The sequence below is a fragment of the Wolbachia endosymbiont (group B) of Camptogramma bilineatum genome, assembly GCF_947251825.1.
GTDB lineage: Bacteria > Pseudomonadota > Alphaproteobacteria > Rickettsiales > Anaplasmataceae > Wolbachia.
The window spans coordinates 989,973-1,006,493 of sequence record NZ_OX366391.1 but is presented as its reverse complement, the minus strand read 5'-3'; the positions used below and the strand labels follow the sequence as shown (position 1 = coordinate 1,006,493).

Sequence of the window (16,521 nt, the reverse complement as noted above, 5' to 3'; positions counted from 1 at the left end):
AGAAAAAAAGAGCACCAAAGGAGGTGCTCTTTTGTGAAGGGTTTGTTTTAATAATAACCGTTTCCTACTATACTCGGATTAGAGACACAATGTCTTTCTGTTGCTAGTGCTCGAGTTGTTGAACTTGGTTATGTAACTTCTGCATCATAAAACTCCTCTGATTCAGTAGTCACTTCCTCAGAGTAAGATCAGATAAATCTTCTCTAAACTTAGAAAGAGATGCAGTAAAAGCATTTATTAACTCTTGTTTTTTTCTTCAATAGTAGTTTTACCTGAAGATTGTCCTTGCTGTGATATGCTTTGTTTCGCAACACTTGTTTCACTTTTTTTACCACCAAACAGCCGCTTACAGCCTGATGAAATTTTTCTTGCAATCCATAAAATTCCTATGTGATCAGCAATCCACTTAAAAAAGTTTTTTATTTTTTTAAACATATTTTACTCCTTAAATTAATAATTTATATTATTATATACAAAGCATAATCTGTCAACTTTTCTTATAGAGAACATATAAAGAAAAAAAAGAGCACCAAAGGAGGTGCTCTTTTGTGAAGGGTTTGTTTTAATAATAACCGTTTCCATTTACACTGGGATTAGTGACATAATGTCTCTCTGTTGATGGTACTCCAATTGTTAGACTTGGTTGTGTATTTATTGTATCATAAAGCTTCTCTGATTCAGTAGTCACTTCCTTATTGTTAACCGTTTGTTGTGACGTAGTAGGATTAAGATTATGCTGCTCCAACGCTGTACCTTCAAACGGCTGATTAGATATACTATCTACTTTAATCTCTGTTACATCATCTTTCAATCCTAACATTTTTTTCATATGCTCAATATTGTCTTGAACTAATATTTTATCGTTATCGATATAATTACCATCTCTATTCTTCTTTATTATTGATTTTACAGATATACCATAACAATTATGGATAAAATTACCAACACCAGTAATGCAATATTCTTCTTTATCACATCTTAGATATATAAGAAGATTAAAAAGGGGTTCTACCTCGTTTTGACTACCTTGATAATCCTGAACTTTTATACCCTTTTCCAAAACTAACCATAAGTGATTATCTTCATCAAGTTCAATATAACCTACTCCTTTAGGCTCATCATTTGATTTTTCTGGAAAATTTTCTGCTGGCTCGACGTTTGTACCTGTTTTAGATACAGGTTCTTCAGTCTCATTTTGCATAGGGGTGCTAACAGTTGGACTTTTATTTACATTCTCATCTGAAGGTCTCTTTGGTGATATATTTTCTTGAGCAGTATTTGCTTTACTGCTAAATAACCAATTCCAACCTGATGAAATTTTTCTTGCAATCCATGAAATTCCTGTACGATCAGCAATCCACTTAAAAAATTTTTTTATACTTTCCCACATACTTTACTCCTTAAATTAATAATTTAATTATTATATATAAAGTTTAATTTGTCAATTTTCCCTGTGGAGAAAACTTATAAAGAAAAAAGAGCACCAAAGAAGATGCTCCTTTTGAAGGGTTTATAGCAATTATTATGCACTAACACATAGACCATTACTAGCGGCTGGTGTTGTTGTAGAACTAGCAATTTCTGATTGAGGAACTATAATCGGATCTTTAGATATCTGAGTTACGTTAATGACTGCTTTTTTCTCACTCAAACCTAAGATCTTCTTCATTGCTACCAATTCGTTAGACACAGTTTGATTATCCGTAACTACTGACTTTATATTCAAGAACACACCATCTTTATTAACAACTTCAGGTTTATCACAAGTAATTTGGAATACTTTTCCTTCTTCGGACTGGACGTATAAATTGTTTACTTTTAAATGATCAGAAGTCTCAATGGAATTAAGATCTATATCATCAAAAGCTTTGTTTGTATGCTCTTTATCTACATCTACAAATAGTTCCAGCGTTCCAGATATGTTTTCAGAAATACTGGCAATAATAGGTAGTTTATCATGTTCCTTAGATTGCGTAATATCAGCTCGACCGTCATTACCATTGCTATGGATTGGATAATCTGCAACTACTGGCTTTTCATGATTAACTGTATTATCCAAAGTTTTTGTTAATGTATTGCTTGAAAACTTTTCTTGATCTGATGATAAATTTTGTTTAGCATTACTTGATTTACCACCAAACAACCACTTCCAGCCTGATGCAATTTTTTTTGCAATCGACTTAAAAAACTCTTTTATTTTTTCTAACATATTTTACTCCTTAAATTGATAATAATTTAATTATTACATAAAAAGTATAATACGTCAACTATTTCATAAAAATTTTAGTACTTGCTTGCAATTTTCAATAATTTAATAGCACTGGTGTTGACAACCTCCCCACCGACACGCTTAGTAACAAAAAATCTAACATAAGGTTTGTTTGTATAAGGGTCTCTCAATATTCTCATTCCTCTGTTATCTACGATCTTATAAGCTTGTTTGAAATCCGCTACTGCAATCATTGTAGGTGGCATATCAGCAGATTGATATACCGGTATTCCCATCAAAGTATCTGGAGTTTCAAGCGATAAACTCGGCTGCCAAAGATACTGACCTGTTTCAGATTTTAGTAGCCTCACGTCCTTTAACGTACTCCTGTTCATCAAAAATGATGCATTTTTAGAGTAATGTTCATTTAGAGAGTAGTACAATATCATTATGGCGTCGCTGTCTAGCTTATCAGCTTTAATTTGCTCTATCTTATTATGACCATTTCCATTTTCGTAAGTTAAAATTCCTTTAGGTTGAAAAGTGCCATCACCTTTAATAAAGGCTTCATTCTCCTTCTTACTGAAAGTTTCGGCAACCTTTTCTACAAGCCAATTTTCAACATTGACAAATGCATCATCGAGCAATTTTTGTGATATTTGCGGCTGAGCATAGAGCTCGTAAGTTGTGATGGAAATCTTTTGAATTTTAGGTGTACTTGTGTCTTTTGCAAAATCATACTTGGATTTATAGCCACCATCTTCATCTTCTACTGTTTCACCACTCCAACCTGCACCAGCACGGTCACAATCTTCTATAATATAATCCAGCGTTTCAGTAGAGATTCTTTGATTGGAACATATTTGCCGCATTGGAGATGAATCAGCTATACGCTTGTTTATCCGTTTTTCAATGTGAGGAGTAACTAAATACCCTCCAATATCATTGTCATCTCCACTTAGGGTTTTGTGTGATAACCTACTTTCCATTCCTTTGCGAATATAATCAGAAAAATATTTATCACCTGTATTAAAATCTGTGCTAATCTCTGGGCGTTGAGCTGAAGTTTCAATAAAATCTAAGCGCTCTTTGCAATTATCAATATTACTATTTATCTTGCATAGCTGCTCAGGTCCTTTGCTTTCGATTTCTTTTAGTTTGCGATCATTTATTAATTTAAATTGCTCCCATGATGAAGCGAGTTCATTAACACGGTGAGCGATATCAGTAAGTGACATAATAGCCTCCTTTAAAAATAAAATTAGAATAGTATTGTAGTTTGAAGGTAATCTTTATCAGTAATCTCAGTACCTTTTTGTTGTCATGCAAACTGCATTCAGAAAAAAGACCGGTGAATGGCAGCTTAGTATAACTCAAACGCTTGTTTACAATATGGATCCCAGTGCTGGGAGGCGCCCTCATGGTAAACAACGTTCATACAACTGTATATGTATAATGCTCGTACCTGCCATTCACCGGTCTTTTTTCTGGATTCTAGCATTGGCTTCATGGTAGATACAAATGAATGTAAGCTGCTTGGTAACGAGAGAAAAATGATAATGATTACTTGTTGAAGTAAAAAAAGCAGTGTAGTATTACACCACGCTAAGTATTATACTTAATTGTCAGTACTATACAGCATCCATTTTTTTGTGTCAAGCACTTTTTTTTTACTGAGTATCTATTCAGGAGAATGTGCAAATAAAGTACGTAGCCGTACAAATTTGCCAAAACAATAAATGGTATCCTGTGCTGGGATCCATTTTTCTATCATCACCAGAAACGTTGATTACTTTTATACCTGTAAATTTAACTGGATCCCAGTGTCAGGGCACTGGGATGACAGAAGAAAAAGGCCTGTATCGGCTACTTCGATGACACTCACAGCCCTGTCATTCCAGCGCGTGACGCTGGAATCCAGAAAAAAAAGAAAAATGGTCAAGCACTGGGATGACACCCATTTAGTTATCTTTTCTCGTCTACCTTGTTTTGCCACCCTGCTGAACGGATACATACCGTTTGTTGCTTTTACTCTATGCTACCTTATCTGCCCTGCTTCAATCAGTAAGGGATTTCAATATTAACTCTGCACTACTTGCGGGATTGCTACTCTCTGTAATGGGTCTGCCAATTACGATATAATCAGCTCCTGAATTTATTGCTTCTTTTGGTGTTGCTGTCCTTTTTTGATCATCATGACCTCGATTCATACGGATTCCTGGAGTAATAATTTTAAAGTCTTTACCACATTCTTGGCGCACTTCTTGAGCTTCTAGTGCAGAGCAAACTACTCCATGTAGTCCAATCTTTTTTGCAAGCTTTGCTAGCAAAATTACCTGTGATTTTCCTTCCCTTGCTACTCCGAGTTCACTCAGATCTTCATTGCCCATACTAGTTAGTACTGTTACTCCAATTAGCTTTATTTTCTTTCCTTGCACTATACTTAGTGCTTCTTTAAGCATTTTTGTTCCACCACTGATATGCAATGTTAGCATTTCAACATCTAGAGCTTTTATTGCTTCAACTGTTCTAGCTACAGTGTTTGGAATATCATACAATTTTAGATCTAAAAAAATTGGTACATTGCATTTTGCAACTTCTCTCACTCCAGAAGGACCATGTGCAGCAAAAAATTCTAACCCAAGTTTTACCATGCCAACCTTATCACGCAGACCATTAGCCCAAGATATGGCTTCATTCAAATCTTGTGTATCCAGTGCGCATATTATTGGGTTCATTATCTTGTATAATTTTTTTTATAATAAGAGTAATTGTTGCATTTTACAATCCATATTCAGGGATTGGTCCACTTGCAATGCTTTGTACAGACACTGAACACGATAATCTGGTCGGAGTGGGTGAACGACTGGCATATCCAAGATCTTCCTGTAAAGAATCAGACGTTTCCTCCGATGTTTTGGAACCTTTCATTGGCTTGAATTGCACAAGCTGCCCTAATATAAATTTTATTTTCTGAGTCTCCCCTAATATTATTTTTTTGCTATAATCTTTAATTGTTTCATTTTCTCTTATCGATTCTTCTATCTTATCTATCACATATTGAAGTTGTTTTATTTGACTGTCTCGCTCTAAAAGTGAATTTCTTAAATTTTTCACTTCGTTATTACAATCTTGTCTTATTCTGTCTAACTCAAAAGATTGATTTTTAATTAAACCGTCTGCTTTATCTAGCTCTTCAAATTTCCTTTTTAACTCTTGAGATAAGTTTTTATTTTTCTGATCAATTTCTTTAAATTCACATTGTAATTCATCTAATTTCACACAAAGTTCTTCTTTTCTTTTATGTAATTCTTCTTTTTTCATATACAGTATATGTTTCTCTTTACGTAATTTGTCTATTTCCTTAGATAACTCCTCTTTTTCTTTAGATAATTTCTCTACTTCCTTATATAATTCCTCATATTTATCATTGTCTATTTTTCTTTTCAATTCGATTATAAGTTTTTTCCTCTCAGTTAGATTAGCTTCTTTTTCCTGTAACTGTTTACACAAATATGAGATTTTATGGAGTAGTTCTTTTTCTTGTGCAGCAAGCTCATCTTTCTCCTTCGTTACTTTTTCTAATTCGTCTGTTATTCCAATTATATGGATCATTTTTGCTTCTAATTTCTCCTCCAAAGATTTTTTTTCTTTAAGAAAAGATTTCCTCTCAGCTTCTATTTTTTGACCAAATTTTCTTTCTTCCTCGTATAAATTGTGCTTTTCTTGAGTCAACTCACGCTCTTTGTGAGCAAATTCCTTTCCCACTTTCCTAGTGTCAATAATTATTTTATACAAAATCATAAAAGCCAAAACAGATAATACAGCTAAAGCGAGAATTAAAGAACTAGGTACATTAATAAGCGCTAAATATGTAAGTAACGTGAGAGTAGCCAGAGAACTAGCTATAAAATAAAATGTATTATATTTATTAAGTAAATTGCTCATCACCTATACACAAAACTGCAGCAGTCTTGTATATATTGATTAAAATTGTCTTACCTGTAGAGGAGAACACTTATCACAATTTTACCAGTGATAAACTTTAGTTGATATTCTAACTAAACTCAAAATGCAAGGTGGCATCAGACAGGAGTAGAACATCTAGGAGTAGAACATCTACTAGAATATCCAAAATCTTCTGAATATGAAGCTTCATCCAGCTCTTTATTTGGTAGTGCTGATAAATCTCCATTACTTATATCTGAAGGAGGAAGGCTATCATTAGTTTGTACAGATATTTCTTCAATTACTCCTTTTATTTCTTGATCACTGACTCCAACATTCTTGATTAATTCCTCCAATCTATTCAAAATCTCTAATACAGTTTCCTGCGATATAATCACTTTATCTCCTTCTCTTACATTCTCTTTGAACAAATATATCATGTTTTTTGCCAAATCTTGTGCTAAGCTCACACGATTCTGATGAACTAATGAAGATTGATCATTCAAATCTGAAATTTCTTCTTTTATAGAATGCTTCTCAAATAGTAACTCTTTGTACTTTTCATGTTGAATTTGACTTTCTTCCTCCAGATTGATGCTATAATTTTCCAACTTTTCACTGTTTTTTCTTTCTTTATTAAGAATTTTTTCTAACTCTTTAATCCTACTGAAATATTTAGTTTCTTTCTCTTCCGATTGCTTACTTAGTTCTTCTAAATCTACAGTTAGTTTAATCACTTCTTGAGTTTTTTCATTTAACTTTTCTTGTAATCGTCTTTTTTCTTCTTCTGAATCCGATGATTTAAGTATTAAATCATAAGTTTCAGAACTTTCTTTTTGCAACTGCGCTTCTAACTCTGCTATTTTTTTCTCTTTCTTTTCTAAACATGTCATCAATTCTGTTACTTTTTTAGATTCTAATTCATGTGATTGATTTTTTAATCTCTGGATTTCATTGTCCTTATTACTTAACTTTTTTTGAGCATCATTCAGTTCTTGTTCTAACCTTTTATTTTCATTCATTGATTCAGCCAGTCCGTACTCTGATTTCCTTATTTGATCCTTTAGTCTTTTTACTCTGACATCTCGACCTTCAGCATATTCTTCCAAATTTTGCTTTTCTTTACTTAACTGTTGTATCTTTTCTTGCATTTCCCTTAACTTCTTATTTAACTTTTCCTTCTCTATTCTTTTCTCCTCAAATTCACTCTCTACCGAATCACTTAGCTGCCCGAATTTTTGTGTTATTTCAGCCAAAACCTCATTTAATTGCCTTACCTTTCCATTTAACTCCTCTATCTCTCTCACTTTCTGCTGCAATTGTTCTGACATAGTTTCTTTATCTTCAGTCAATCTTGTATTTTCTTTTTCCAATTTATTAATTCTTTCGTTTAAGCTGTCATCTACAACTTGTGCAATTTTGTCTTGCATTTTAGTACTACCTATTTGAGCTTCTTTGATGCCACGCTCAATTTCTTGAGTTGTTTGAATGTTAATATTTCTATTACTATTTTCTATCACAATCTCAGATGATTTATGATTGCCTTTCTCCTTATTTCTAAATTTTATTTGATACAAGAATAAGTTACCTATTTTTACATCTTTATTTGCTTTCAATTGATCATCAGTAACACGATTACGCTCGATAAGTTCTATACCATTAGCATCAATATTAATTATAATAGTGCACTTTTTTCCGTCCTCATCACACCAATTCAGAGTCATTTCGTATGCACCATCAGTTACAACATAGTGCCTTATTCCTTCTTCAGAAACAAAACCGTGCATTCCATTTTTTCCATTGCTATGCAGAGTTGAAAATCATGAAATTCCATTATCTTGACAGAAATTACTATTAAAAACTCACTGACTTTGAATTTGTTTTTATTAGCTCCCAATTTAACTTCTGCACAACTACCATATATTGACACCGTTTCAACACCACTTTCAATATACCCATTCAATACTTTTTTAGCCTTATCTTGAAGCTCTAGTCTCGCCTCCTTTACATTATTGAAATCTTGGATAACGGCTTTATACACTTCATCTTTATTTAAATTGGCATTGTATTTTATTAAAAAAGATAATATGTGAAAACTAGCTACAGCAGTGTGAATTGATTTATTCTTTTCTTTTATCTTACCGAGCAAAAACAAAAACCTTTGAATGAAGTCATGATAATCATCTTTTTGTTCTTCAATTTTATTATTATATGAATTACCAATCATTATTACCTCACAACTAAATAATTAGTATAGTAATACGAATGCTAAGTTACATCAATCAATAAACTTACAGTAAATTTTCCATTCTCAGTTATAAGCGCTGCTTCTGTACTCTCAACCCATTCTATCACTTCAGCATTGCAAACTGACTGCAAATCATGCTGAGCAGAATAATTTAACTCATCCTCTTTTACACTCGCTTTTATCATCAACTTTTGTATAAGATGCTTAACTGATACGTTATTATCTGCTTTTATTTTTCTCACAAGGTTTAATATCTGCACGAAATTATCTCCCATTTCTTCAGAATACTTATCATAGATAAGTTCTTCCTTGTTAGGCCAATTACTTTTATTGTGAACAGAGTTATAACTATACAACTGATGATATATTTCCTCTGTAATATATGGCAAAAATGGTGCAAATAACCGCAAAATAATATTTAGTACATATGCCAAACTCTGTTTCGCACTCATGTTTGCCTCGCTGTCCAATGCATCTCCATATGCACGTTTTTTAACTAACTCTAAGTAATTATCACAAAAATCTTTCCAAAAAAATTCTTCTATTGCGCTCAAAGCTTCGCAGTATTCAAACTGTAATAGGTTGTTCGTCGTTTTTTCTATCACTTTATATAATTTGGACAATATCCACTTATCCATCGTCTCACTGATGGAATTTATGCTCAATGCTTGATGTTTTTCCATAAACATGGAAACAAATTTGCTAGCATTCCAAAGTTTCGTAACAAGTCGTTTGCCAATTTTGAAGATATTTTCAGAGTAGACTGTGTCAACTCCAAGTCTTGAGTTTGCTGCCCAATAGCGTACTACGTCAGCTCCATAGGTTTCAAGCATTACATGAGGAGTGATGATATTACCTTTTGATTTACTCATCTTTTTTTTATCGTCAGCCAAACACCAACCACTAATCATGATATTTTCCCACGGCAGTGAATCTGCATGATAATGTGCCTTCAAAATCGTATAAAAAGCCCAAGTTCTTATTATCTCATGGCTTTGGCTGCGCAGATCTGCAGGAAATATCTTATCATACCGATGGCTTGGTAAACCGAGCTCACTGTTTACTGCCAGTGCACTTAGTTGAGGAGTGATCGCACTTGTTGCCCAAGTATCCATCACATCTTGATCTGGAGTAACTTCTTCTCTGCTATAGCTTTTCGGCAAACCTTTTAATGGATCGATAGGTAAATCCTTTACTTCAGCTAGAATGATTTTGCCTTCTTCTCCCTTACGTTTTGAATACCAAACTGGAAATGGTACACCAAAATAACGCTGTCTTGAGATGCACCAATCCCAACTTAGCCCTTCTATCCACACCTCCATACGTTTACGCATAGATTCTGGATGCCAATTACATTTACTCACTTTATCTAATACTTGAGTTTTTTGCTCTAAAGTCTTGACAAACCATTGATAAGTAGGTAATATTTCAAGCGGCGCACCAGATCTTTCAGCACATTTAACAGAATGAGAAATGCTATTGCTTTCTATTAAAAGTCCTTTTCCACTGAGGATTTCAATGATCCTCTTTCTTGCTTCTTTAACTTTTAGTCCATGGATCCCAGTGTCAGCTACTCGGATGACGCTGGCATGTGTCTCCTCTGTCACCTGAGTAGCTTGATACTGGGCATCTTTCTCCCCTGTCATCCCAGTGCGTGACACTGGGATCCATTTTTGATCACACACTGCATGCAGGTTTATCCTTCCATCCTGATCAATTATAATTGTCACCGGCAGATTATGCTTTTGCTGCCAATATATGTCGAGCTCATCACCGAATGTACAGCACATAACAAGCCCAGTGCCTTTATCTATTTTGACCTTATCATCAGCTATTATTGGAACTTTTGCCTCTGTAATTGGCACTACGGCTATTTTTCCAATCAGATGGGCATATCGTGCATCTTCTGGATGACAAAAAACTGCAACACATGCAGGAAGTAACTCAGGTCGCGTAGTTGCAATATGAATCTGCTCATTTTTTTTAGTGGAAAAAACTATCGTGTTCAAAAATGACTCAAAGACTTTATCCTCTATTTCTGCTTGTGCAATTGCAGTTTTATCGATTGGGTCCCAAAGAATAGGTTGCATTTTCCTGTATGCATACTCTTTATTATATAGATCAATGAATGACATTTGAGAAAGTGCCACAGCTTCCTTGCTGATCGTGTGGTATTCCAAATCCCAGTCATAGCTAATGCCAACTGATTTAAACAATTCCTTGAATTCTTGTTTTGACTTCTCAATAACTTCATGGCACATCTCTATAAATTTTTCTCTGCCAACTTCTTTTGCACGGGTTTTATAGGTTTGCTCGACTAACCTTTCAGTCGGAAGACCATTATCATCAAACCCAATTGGATAAAACACATCTTTTCCCAGCATGCGTTGAAACCTTGCAATAAAATCCGTATGGCAATAGCTAAATATATGGCCGATATGCAGCTTTCCTGATATCGTTGGTGGAGGAGTGTCTATAGTAAAAGTGTTATTCTCTTCACCATTCCATTTATAAACTTTACTTCCTTCCCATAATATGTTGTATTTATTTTCAATTTCTCTAAAGCTGTATTTTTCTTCTAACATAAATATTTTTCAGTTTTAAGCTTTAAGTTAGCACAATTGAGCAAATACAGCAATTTTAATGTCTGACATTTTAGTGTCCCCCTTCGGGGATTGTCCCGCCTTGAGGCGAAGGGCAAGTTACAATAGTCGCGTATGCGACGTTATGGGTATAATGCACACTCTAAGTACGATATGAGAGTACACTTGGTATGGATTCCCAAATATCGAAAAGGGTGCTAATAGGCCAAATTGCTGTTAGAGTTAGGGAGCTGCTAAGGCAGGTTACTATGGAAAATGAGATCCAAATTATCTCAGGCAAAGTTGCAGTAGATCATATTCATATGTTTATATCATATAAACCACAGCAAAGTGTTAGTAAAATTGTACAACTTTTGAAAGGAACAAGTTCAAGGTTGCTGATGCAAGATTTTGCAAGTCTAAGTAAGCAATTTTGGGGCAGGCACCTTTGGGCACGTGGATATTGAGCCGTAAGTTCTGACAGACGAGGTTATACAAGAGTACATATCTATCCAGGAAGGCGAGCCACTTCATGACAATGATCAATTTCAAATTGATTAAAATTTAACCCTTCACCTTGTAGGTGATGGTTGTTGAGTTTATAATACAAAATTTCTTGATTTTAGTTTTTTATGTATTACACGATAAATTTTTAGTATTGAGGTTTATTATGCCTGATTTTAAATTTTCTGATTTACAAGATCTTGTTAATGCTCTATATGATCCATACTATCTGCCCTCCAACGAAAAAATAAAACTAGCAGAATTGCTTGAGGACGTGTTGGAACTAGAAGTTAAAAAAAGCTCAGAAGATGCAATAGCTACATTGAAAGATAAAATAAGAAATGAATTAAAAAATGAAATAAAAAGTGAAATGAAACAAAAAATAAATAAATAAACTTGAGCAGCTAGAGGCGGAAAATAAAGACTTACAAACTAAAAAGGATAGAGCTAAAGGGTTAAATAGATCCTTAGAATATGCAAGGAAGACAGCTCAGAACGAAAATATAGAATTAAAAGCTAAAAAAAATAAACTAAATACTCAAATCCAGCATTCACAGCAAGAAAAGAAAATATTAGAAGTCAAAAATGAAGCAAATAAACAACTAAAAGAAAAAGCAACATACATCGCTACTGCTAGTACTGGTCTTGCTGTTGGGTTAGTAGTGTATATTACACTTGAACATACAACTAAATTGGACATGTGGTTAATCGTTGTTATAGCAACAGTATCTGCATTCTTAGCTGGTGATTTAATAATGAAACCTAGCTCTCAAGTAAATGGAACACAAGAACCACAAGGAGTGGCAAATAAGAATTCAGTGTAGCTTGATATAGTTTTTTTCATTTCACTGCCTTTCCAAATTTGAAGCAGGTTGTTTGAGCCATAGTACAAAGTAAATATAGTAATTTTACACTAAAATTTTTAGTTTTGTTTCTGTGGGTTAGTTGGTACGAGCCTTGCCTTTAAGAAGATGTAAAATCACAATTATTACGAATAACATTCCACCAATAACTGATATAGCTCCACCCGTAATAAAACAAGCACGTGCCAACATTGATGAAATACTTGGCAGATCTGCAACTTTTCTTAAGGCACCATATCCACCAAGCCAAACAAGTCCAGTAATGTGGAGAAAATGTCCCAAGCTATATGCATAAATCTGTAATCTTACTATGGAGCTTTTTATTTCTTTACAGCCCAATTTTGGTAACAGCCAGTAGACAAAATTCATAAAAGCTATAGTAATACCAACTACAGAACCATGATAATGCGCAGGAATAGTGACATTTCCTTCAATAGTTAGCACTCCAAGCACACCTCCATAAATGAACAATACAAACGAGTGAAGAAGATAATTGCCCTTATCATTGAGCAGAGTTTTTATGTTGCAATACACTAATATTGTTAAAAAGCACGGCAGAACTGCTCCAGCAATTCTCATATACCAGGTAAAAAACTGTATCAATTCAGCACTATCCGCCGAATAAATAAAGTATATAAACGGCGCACCTACGGTCAAAACTGTGTTTATAAATAGTGGTAAAATGGTAATTTTATTTAGACTAATATAGCGAGCATTCAGTATGATCAAATAAACTAAAAACATTGCTTGAGCAAAGGCAAACTGCAGTAAATGTCCGCCTCCCCAAAAGAGATATTCATAAAATAAATTCTTGTCTGAGTGATATAGACCTGGAGGCATATTTTTATGTGCTAAAACAACACAAAGAAATGATGACACAAGTATAATGACCAGGCCAATTTGTCCGATTGAAAGATATGAGTCTTGTTTATTTGATATGTAGGCTAGAGCTGTATTTATCAATATGCTGGTAATGAAAAGACTGAGTCCAAGTAAAAATAATTTGTTTTGTAATACAGGTATATAGTTACTTTTGATAACTTCAGTATTTGGAACAAATGCAGATATAAACATTAGCAGCATGGAAAGGATTGAGAGAGTCCATGAGAAGTTAAACCAATGATTGGTGTTTTTTAAGTTTATGATGAAGAGCAGAGATATTATAGAGCACATCCATACCAAAATTGACAAATTTACGTGTATCACCAGTGCATTATCAAAGATATATTGTGCAGAAGGAATGAGAGAAGAAATAAAAGGCAATCGTAGAAAAATAACAATTATTGACAGCAGTCCAGAACAAGCAAGAGCAAGTACTGCCAAGAATATCCATTGCCTGCAAAGTGAAGCGTTATTTTGTATGTTGAGCATTTACTTTTAGGTACTATAGCATAAGACAATGTACATTTTTCAAATTGATATGCATAGTTTAAATGAATGACATTACAACAATATCTTTCATCGTGAAAATGCTGCGTCCATTTCCATTTCATATTATGGTGATATTACTGACAGCGTTAGTCTGGGCTATCGAAATGTGTTTTAATCAATACTTGATAAAAATTATTACAGTAAGAGAATCTTTACATAATGGCATGACATTACGTTAATGCTTTTGATCCACAATTAAGAACATTTTCGTTGTGATTTACGTTTCTAGTATGTATATTAATGAATCTTGTTTTTACTAAATTATGAAAATAATAATTGTCATGATAATGTTATTGTATAGTAACTATACAATGGCAAGCGAACGAATAAGTTTAGTAGATAAAAAATTATCTCAAGGATATGTAGCTCCAATACTTACAGAAAATAGCGTTATTTTACCAGACAAGCACGGTACCTTATATTCCTTTGATATCGATAACCCAAGAGTTATAAATTGGAAATTATACCTCTTAAGTAGGAAAAAAATTGGTAATATGAGTTTATCGAGCTACAAAGAAAATGTTTTCTTTGTAGTGGATAACATTCTACACACAATAGATGCGAAAACAGGGGAGATTCAATGGGAAAAAGAATTAAGAGCTCCGGCAAGAGGGAAAGCAATAGTAATAAACAATAAGTTGGTAGTATTGACTATTGATAACTATCTACATGTATTTGATATAAAAGATGGCAGCCCCATTTGGGCTTATCAAAATGGTATAAATGAGGTTCGAGGTTTATATTCTATCTCACCAGCAGTCTCTAATGATAAAATAATGGCACCATTTTCAAATGGCGAGTTAATAGCTTTTAATGAAGAAGGTAAAAAACTATGGAGCCAAAAATTAGCTACAAATCTTTTAGACACACAGCTTACAGATGTAACTACTACACCTAGAGTACACGATAATATCTTAATAGCTACGAGCAACTCTTATATTTATAGCATTGACGTAAACTCAGGAAATATTTTATGGTCAAGGCCACTACAAGTAAAAAGTATATCAAACATTGAGTCATATTATAGCCCTCTTATTCCTGCAGAGAAACAAAAAGAAGGCGGAAGAATTTTCATGGTGACTAAAGGTAATAAGGTAATTGGCATCGACATACAAAGTGGAAAAACAGTTTGGACATCTGATTTTATAGAGAATGTGCAATTGTTTGTTCCAATTATGTATGCCCATACGCTTTGGGTAACAAGTAATAAAGGTTCAATATTTGCTTTTCCTGGATCTGAAAGTACAGGAAGGGTAATTAAAATACCCGGTAATGTGTTTCATGCTCCAGTATTTACCCATGGTAAGATGTATATAACGACTGAAGGAAATGGTGTTTATTCTTTAGAAAATAGGTTTGTTTTTTATGACTGATTATGATTTGATTATTATAGGTGGTGGTCCAGGTGGTTACAAATGCGCTATCGCTGCTGCAAAACTCGAACTCAAAGTTGCTTGTATAGACAAAAATAGCATTTTTGGTGGCACGTGTTTGCGAGTTGGGTGTATACCATCAAAAGCATTACTCCATTCCTCTTATCATTATGCTAGCGCGAAAAATAATCTATCAAAACTTGGAATAAAAGTTAAGGATGTAAGTCTCGATTTGAGAGAAATGATAGGCTATAAAGACGCTAGGGTTCAGGAACTTGGAAAAGGCATAGAATATCTGTTTAACCTTCACAAAATCACTAAAATCAATGGGCTTGCTTCTTTTGACCAAGGTAATCTTGAAGTTTCAGTTGAAGGTAAGGTGCTGAAGGCAAAAAATATAGTAATTGCAACTGGTTCTGATGTTAGCTCTCTGCCAGGAATTAATATTGATGAGAAAGACATTATTTCGTCTACTGGTGCATTATCTTTAACTGAAGTACCAAAAAAACTTGTCGTAATCGGAGCCGGGGCAATAGGGCTTGAAATGTCTTCTGTATGGAGGAGGCTAGGGTCTGAAGTCACTGTAGTAGAATTTTTTGACAGAATCGCTGCAGCAATGGATGGAGAATTAAGTAAGTCTCTACTTTCTAGTCTACAAAAACAAGGAATAAAATTTTTACTTAGCACTAAAGTTGAGGAGATAAAACAAAGTAGTAATTCTTTGAGTGTGGAAGTTTGCTCTGCTCAAGACAACCAAACAAACATTATAGAGGCAGATAAGGTGCTGGTTGCAGTAGGACGCAAACCATGCACTGAGGGTCTTGAAAAAATAGAGAAAGACAGTCGTGGTTTCGTTCAAGTTAACAACAGATATGAAACTAATGTGAAAGGAATATTTGCTATTGGTGATGTGATTGGTGGAGCAATGCTTGCTCATAAAGCAGAGGAAGAGGGAGTTGCAGTTGCGGAAATAATAGCAGGACAATTACCTCACGTTGATTATGAAATCATACCGTCAGTCATTTACACCCACCCTGCAGTTTCTTCAATCGGTAAAACCGAAGATGAACTGAAAAGTGTTGGTCGAAAGTATAAAGTTGGTAAATGTCAATTTGCTGCAAATGGTAGAGCAAAAGTCACTGACGATGCTGAGGGATTCGTGAAAGTTCTGACTTGTAGCAAAGCAGATACAATACTCGGTGTACATATCATAGGAGCATACGCTGATACGCTAATCAATGAAGCAGCGGTTGCAATGGCATATGGTGCAGCAGCAGAGGATATATACAGAATTTGTCACTCTCATCCTGATATAAATGAAGCCTTTAGGGATGCGTGCATCGATGCTTTCTTTAAAAAGTAA

At 34.2% G+C, this 16,521-nt stretch carries 15 protein-coding genes and 1 pseudogene; 6 read left to right on the top strand and 10 right to left on the bottom strand.

Annotation, left to right across the window (positions count from 1 at the left end; all coding sequences use genetic code 11):
* Positions 1–237: 237 nt before the first annotated feature.
* From OPR44_RS05115 to OPR44_RS05075, 9 genes are all read right to left on the bottom strand, one after another.
* Positions 238–435 carry a hypothetical protein gene (locus OPR44_RS05115; protein ID WP_265014597.1) on the bottom strand — a complete coding sequence of 66 codons (198 nt, stop codon included), beginning with the start codon at positions 433–435 and terminating at the stop codon, positions 238–240.
* A 127-nt stretch (positions 436–562) separates the two neighbouring features.
* Positions 563–1,390, bottom strand: a complete 828-nt coding sequence (locus tag OPR44_RS05110) for a hypothetical protein (protein WP_265014596.1) — start codon at positions 1,388–1,390, stop codon at positions 563–565.
* 132 nt (positions 1,391–1,522) lie between these two features.
* Entirely contained in the window at positions 1,523–2,209 is a 687-nt protein-coding gene (locus OPR44_RS05105) for a hypothetical protein (protein WP_265014595.1), read from the bottom strand.
* Between the two features lie 74 nt (positions 2,210–2,283).
* A complete protein-coding gene (locus OPR44_RS05100; protein ID WP_265014594.1) occupies positions 2,284–3,447 on the bottom strand; it encodes a phage major capsid protein in 1,164 nt (387 codons plus the stop codon).
* Between the two features lie 819 nt (positions 3,448–4,266).
* On the bottom strand, positions 4,267–4,947 hold the full coding sequence (gene pyrF / locus OPR44_RS05095; RefSeq protein WP_265014593.1) for an orotidine-5'-phosphate decarboxylase: 681 nt from the start codon (positions 4,945–4,947) through the stop codon (positions 4,267–4,269).
* Positions 4,948–4,990: 43 nt separating this feature from the next.
* A complete protein-coding gene (locus OPR44_RS05090; RefSeq protein WP_406829264.1) occupies positions 4,991–6,157 on the bottom strand; it encodes a hypothetical protein in 1,167 nt (388 codons plus the stop codon).
* A 137-nt stretch (positions 6,158–6,294) separates the two neighbouring features.
* Positions 6,295–7,944 (bottom strand): coiled-coil domain-containing protein, encoded by a 1,650-nt coding sequence (locus OPR44_RS05085; RefSeq protein WP_265014591.1) that lies wholly within the window; start codon positions 7,942–7,944, stop codon positions 6,295–6,297.
* The gene (locus tag OPR44_RS05080; protein WP_265014590.1) at positions 7,914–8,384 is read right to left on the bottom strand and encodes a hypothetical protein; all 471 of its coding nucleotides are present in this window, start codon (positions 8,382–8,384) and stop codon (positions 7,914–7,916) included. Before OPR44_RS05080 ends, OPR44_RS05085 begins: the two co-directional genes overlap by 31 nt.
* 41 nt (positions 8,385–8,425) lie before the next feature.
* Positions 8,426–10,990 (bottom strand): valine--tRNA ligase, encoded by a 2,565-nt coding sequence (locus OPR44_RS05075; RefSeq protein WP_265014589.1) that lies wholly within the window; start codon positions 10,988–10,990, stop codon positions 8,426–8,428.
* 132 nt (positions 10,991–11,122) lie between these two features.
* Here OPR44_RS05075 and tnpA point away from each other — a divergent pair.
* From tnpA to OPR44_RS05060, 3 genes and pseudogenes are all read left to right on the top strand, one after another.
* A pseudogene (gene tnpA, locus OPR44_RS08865) lies at positions 11,123–11,548 on the top strand (IS200/IS605 family transposase).
* Positions 11,549–11,657: 109 nt separating this feature from the next.
* Positions 11,658–11,885 carry a hypothetical protein gene (locus OPR44_RS05065; protein WP_265014588.1) on the top strand — a complete coding sequence of 76 codons (228 nt, stop codon included), beginning with the start codon at positions 11,658–11,660 and terminating at the stop codon, positions 11,883–11,885.
* A 268-nt stretch (positions 11,886–12,153) separates the two neighbouring features.
* Complete coding sequence (locus tag OPR44_RS05060; RefSeq protein WP_252153947.1) at positions 12,154–12,315, top strand: hypothetical protein; 162 nt, start codon at positions 12,154–12,156, stop codon at positions 12,313–12,315.
* A 117-nt stretch (positions 12,316–12,432) separates the two neighbouring features.
* Here OPR44_RS05060 and OPR44_RS05055 read toward each other — a convergent pair whose 3' ends face one another.
* Entirely contained in the window at positions 12,433–13,725 is a 1,293-nt protein-coding gene (locus tag OPR44_RS05055; RefSeq protein ID WP_458694748.1) for a cbb3-type cytochrome c oxidase subunit I, read from the bottom strand.
* Positions 13,726–13,787: 62 nt separating this feature from the next.
* On the opposite strand from OPR44_RS05055, the gene OPR44_RS05045 reads away from it, so the two are divergent.
* From OPR44_RS05045 to lpdA, 3 genes are all read left to right on the top strand, one after another.
* The gene (locus OPR44_RS05045; RefSeq protein ID WP_160141980.1) at positions 13,788–13,964 is read left to right on the top strand and encodes a hypothetical protein; all 177 of its coding nucleotides are present in this window, start codon (positions 13,788–13,790) and stop codon (positions 13,962–13,964) included.
* 84 nt (positions 13,965–14,048) lie between these two features.
* Positions 14,049–15,158 (top strand): outer membrane protein assembly factor BamB family protein, encoded by a 1,110-nt coding sequence (locus OPR44_RS05040; RefSeq protein ID WP_265014587.1) that lies wholly within the window; start codon positions 14,049–14,051, stop codon positions 15,156–15,158.
* The gene (gene lpdA / locus OPR44_RS05035; RefSeq protein WP_264377766.1) at positions 15,151–16,521 is read left to right on the top strand and encodes a dihydrolipoyl dehydrogenase; all 1,371 of its coding nucleotides are present in this window, start codon (positions 15,151–15,153) and stop codon (positions 16,519–16,521) included. The genes OPR44_RS05040 and lpdA overlap by 8 nt, the downstream gene beginning before the upstream one ends.